General features: G+C 53.6%; 4 protein-coding genes and 2 tRNA genes. 3 read left to right on the top strand and 3 right to left on the bottom strand.

Going from position 1 to position 3893, the window contains the following annotated elements:
* Positions 1-302 precede the first annotated feature (302 nt).
* Positions 303-379 (bottom strand) — tRNA-Arg (locus ACRESD_RS19965).
* 329 nt (positions 380-708) lie between these two features.
* On the opposite strand from ACRESD_RS19965, the gene ACRESD_RS19960 reads away from it, so the two are divergent.
* The 3 genes from ACRESD_RS19960 (at position 709) to ACRESD_RS19950 (ending at position 1834) form a co-directional block, all read left to right on the top strand.
* Positions 709-936, top strand: a complete 228-nt coding sequence (locus ACRESD_RS19960) for a hypothetical protein (RefSeq protein ID WP_431752476.1) — start codon at positions 709-711, stop codon at positions 934-936.
* A 10-nt stretch (positions 937-946) separates the two neighbouring features.
* On the top strand, positions 947-1126 hold the full coding sequence (locus tag ACRESD_RS19955; RefSeq protein WP_431752475.1) for a PA3371 family protein: 180 nt from the start codon (positions 947-949) through the stop codon (positions 1124-1126).
* A 381-nt stretch (positions 1127-1507) separates the two neighbouring features.
* Positions 1508-1834, top strand: a complete 327-nt coding sequence (locus ACRESD_RS19950; RefSeq protein ID WP_003193592.1) for an Arc family DNA-binding protein — start codon at positions 1508-1510, stop codon at positions 1832-1834.
* A gap of 102 nt (positions 1835-1936) precedes the next feature.
* Here the strand turns inward: ACRESD_RS19950 and mgtE are convergent, their stop codons facing one another.
* Positions 1937-3379 (bottom strand): magnesium transporter, encoded by a 1443-nt coding sequence (mgtE, locus tag ACRESD_RS19945; protein ID WP_431752474.1) that lies wholly within the window; start codon positions 3377-3379, stop codon positions 1937-1939.
* A gap of 350 nt (positions 3380-3729) precedes the next feature.
* Positions 3730-3806 (bottom strand) — tRNA-Arg (locus tag ACRESD_RS19940).
* Positions 3807-3893 lie beyond the last annotated feature (87 nt).

The following is a 3893-nucleotide window of genomic DNA, read 5'->3' as shown; positions in this document are numbered from 1 at the left end:
AACACCTCTTTTTCAACTTCCTGGCCGCTTCGATGAACTGAAGCACCTTGCTGCCGAAAACATCATAACTCGTTGTTTACCAAGGAGTTTTCCGTTTCGACTGCGCCGGAAGTGGGGCGAATTATAGGCCTCTAGAATTTGCCGTCAACACCTAATTTGGATTTTCTAACAAGTAGCTCAAAACGCCCTCACCTCTCCCTTCTATATAGAAGAAAGAGCCTCCAGTGAACACGACAATAAAGAGAAGGGGCGGACAACACGCCAATCGGCGAACACCTATAGCTAGATGTCCTGAATATAGATGGTGTCCCAGGGCCGGTTCGAACGGCCAACCTTCCCCTTAGGAGGGGGATGCTCTATCCAATTGAGCTACTGGGACAAATATCCACCGCCAAACCAAAAGCCCAGCGACGGACGGCGTGCATGTTAACGGCCAAGGTAGGTTTTGTCATGTCGTCCGTAGGCTTTTCGAGTGTAGGCCGATCACTGTACAAGCAATCGAGCTTTCACCCTGCAAAGCCGAGCCATGAATGACATCGTGCAAATTGCATCAGCCCAAAAAGCCATCATTGCAAATTGCAATCATGCAAGCACTCAAATCAAACACAACTCATTGATTTTGCTGAAATAAAGTATTGGCATGACATCTGCTGTATCCCCCTCCACAAAGAAGCCAACCTGACAAAACCCTCAGTGGAGAAGATGACCATGAGCAGCGCCGCCCTGTTAGCCCTCAACACTGCAGCCCTGGCCGTGCTGGTGACTTTTCATTTCCAGCCTACCAATGCCCGAAACACAACACAGATCAGCCAAGCTTCTGCGCATCACCTTCAACAACGCCCGCAATTGGCAGTAATGAGCGCCAAACCATCCCCTCCCATTCACCCGACTCAGGGCACTCAAACCACTACTGAGTCCGGGCACTGGGTTTTCTAAGGAAGCAATCATGTCCAAACCCGCTTGGTTATTCCTCTACTTGACGCTTTCGACAGCTCTCACAGGTCTCTGTACGCACCCTCATAACGACCCAACCACGGCATTTATTGCCAGCGCAGTGTTTGGCAGCCTGCTGATCCTTACATTGATCAGGGGCCGCCGAATCAAATTCGACCCAATACTGCGCTAGGGCACACCCGCCTACCTTACGTCGCCTGACGCTAGTAAATCGGCAAACTGCCACTAGTCTTAAGATTGAGGGCAAAAGGCCATATTGCTATAGGATGTGCGCCCTTCAACCCGCTTTCGGCCTGGGCTTGCGCAATGATCAGAAATCCGGATCCCGTGCAAAAAGTTTTCCAACCAGTCCGCAAAATTGCAAATGAGTGCTGGCATAAAGCCTTTAGGCGGTTCAATATTTGTCACAGAATTGACGCCAAGGAAATGGCAAATCTGAGGCATGATGCGGCCTCTTTGCAATTCGGGTTGAACTTTGGTCGTGAGCCTTGTCTTAACACTCATCTTGCGGCCAATTCCAAAAACCGCTCCTCTGAACTAACCGGTTAAATATATGCGCCCATTGAAACAGGCAATTTATTCCAGCCGTACGGCTGACAAGTTCGTCGTACGTCTGCCAGACGGAATGCGGGAACGCATTGCCGAGGTGGCTCGCAATCATCACCGCAGCATGAACTCCGAAATCATCGCCCGCCTGGAACAGAGCCTTATTCAGGAAGGTGCGCTGGGTGAAGAGCTGAGCATGCGCCTGGACAGCCCCGAGCTGTCACTGCACGAACGCGAACTGCTGCAGCGTTTTCGCCAGCTCTCCCACCGCCAGCAAAATGCTCTCGTCTCTCTTATCGCGCACGACGTTGAGGCGGCCGCAGAAGCCAATTGATCTCCCCCTGAAAGCCGAAGCCAGCCAAGTGCTGGCTTTTTTTTGCATGGGATTTGGGAAGTGGATACAGAACGGGGGCAGAATTGCCCCCGCGAGAAAAAGTCAGAGCAGGAAGATTGTCGCCAACCCCAAGAAGATAAAGAAACCGCCGCTGTCGGTCATAGCGGTAATCATCACACTGGCCCCCATTGCCGGGTCGCGCCCCAATCGCGCCAGCGTCATAGGGATCAGCACCCCCATCAAAGCAGCCAACAACAGGTTGAGGGTCATGGCAGCCGTCATCACGATACCCAGCGACCAACTGCCATAAAGCAAGTAGGCCACCACACCGATCACTCCGCCCCACACCAAACCGTTGATCAGCCCCACAGCCAACTCTTTACGCAGCAGGCGCGAGGAGTTGGCGGTACTCACCTGGTCCAGCGCCATCGCGCGCACGATCATGGTAATGGTCTGATTACCGGAGTTGCCGCCGATACCGGCCACAATCGGCATCAGCGCTGCAAGAGCCACTAGCTTCTCAATAGAGCCTTCAAACAACCCAATCACACGCGAGGCGATGAAAGCCGTGATCAGGTTGATCGCCAGCCAGGCCCAACGGTTATGCAGAGAACGCCAGACCGATGCAAAAATATCTTCCTCTTCACGCAAGCCCGCCATGTTGAGGACTTCGGTTTCACTCTCTTCACGAATAAGGTCGACCATTTCATCGATGGTCAAACGGCCAATCAACTTACCGTTTTTGTCGACAACCGGTGCCGAGATCAAGTCATAACGTTCAAACGCTTGCGCCGCCTCATAGGCATCCTCATCCGGATGAAAACTCACCGGGTCACTGGCCATCACCTCAGCGACTTTCTTCTCTGGATCGTTGACCAGCAGACGCTTAATCGGCAATACACCTTTCAGGATGCCTTCGTAGTCGACAACAAACAGCTTGTCAGTATGGCCAGGCAGCTCTTTCAGGCGACGCAGGTAACGCAACACCACTTCCAGGCTGACATCTTCGCGGATGGTAACCATCTCGAAGTCCATCAGCGCGCCGACCTGGTCCTCATCATAAGACAGCGCCGAACGCACACGCTCGCGCTGCTGGCCGTCGAGAGCCTCCATCAGCTCATGGACAACGTCACGGGGAAGCTCAGGGGCCAGGTCTGCCAGTTCGTCAGCATCCATCTCCTTGGCCGCAGCCAGGAGCTCGTGATCATCCATGTCGGCGATCAGGGTTTCACGGACCGAGTCGGATACTTCGAGGAGGATGTCGCCGTCACGATCGGCCTTGACCAACTGCCAGAGAGTCAGTCGATCATCCAGCGGCAAGGCTTCGAGGATATAAGCAATGTCGGCAGAGTGCAGGTCGTCGAGCTTGCGCTGCAACTCGACGAGGTTTTGCCGGTGAACCAGGTTTTCGACGCGGTCGTGATGCGGACCTTCCTGGCGGTGCGTGAGGTCTTCGACCACGCGCTGGCGCTGCAGCAGCTCGATGACTTGAGCCAGTCGATCCTGCAGGCTGTCTTGTGTTTTCTTTACTTCTACTTCGGTCATAGGCGAACTCCACTCCCAGCAGCGGGGCACGCCGGGAGGATCAATCAGTCAATTCATGATTGGTAAAGCGGGGTATTGAGTAACTACTGGGTAAGTCCATGGAGGTATTCCACAAGCCCCGGCGGGGCTGACGGGCGCAATGATACACGCTGCGTACGCTTTTAACGTCAAAAAACTGGAAAGAACAAGCGCTTGCGAGGCAAAGCTCAGCATTGACCGCATCTATGAACTGCGACGCACCGCCCTGAAAGGAAAACACATGAGGCGAGCGAAAAAGACAACGCTTGCGATAATTCCTACACAAACGCCAGACGGCAAAAAGCCCGCACTAGGCGGGCTTTTTGTTTGTATGGTGCACTCGACAGGATTCGAACCTGTGACCGCTCGGTTCGTAGCCGAGTACTCTATCCAGCTGAGCTATGAGTGCAGGGTTGGCGCTTGATAGACCAGATCACCTCTGGTTGCAGCTGAAGCAACTTTCCAGAAGAAAACTGCTTCGTCGTCTGGTGCACTC

The sequence above is a fragment of the Pseudomonas sp. genome (assembly GCF_050739995.1).
In the GTDB taxonomy this organism is placed as follows: domain Bacteria; phylum Pseudomonadota; class Gammaproteobacteria; order Pseudomonadales; family Pseudomonadaceae; genus Aquipseudomonas.
The sequence above is the reverse complement of the archived record's forward strand: the minus strand, read 5'-3'. Positions and strand labels throughout refer to the sequence as shown.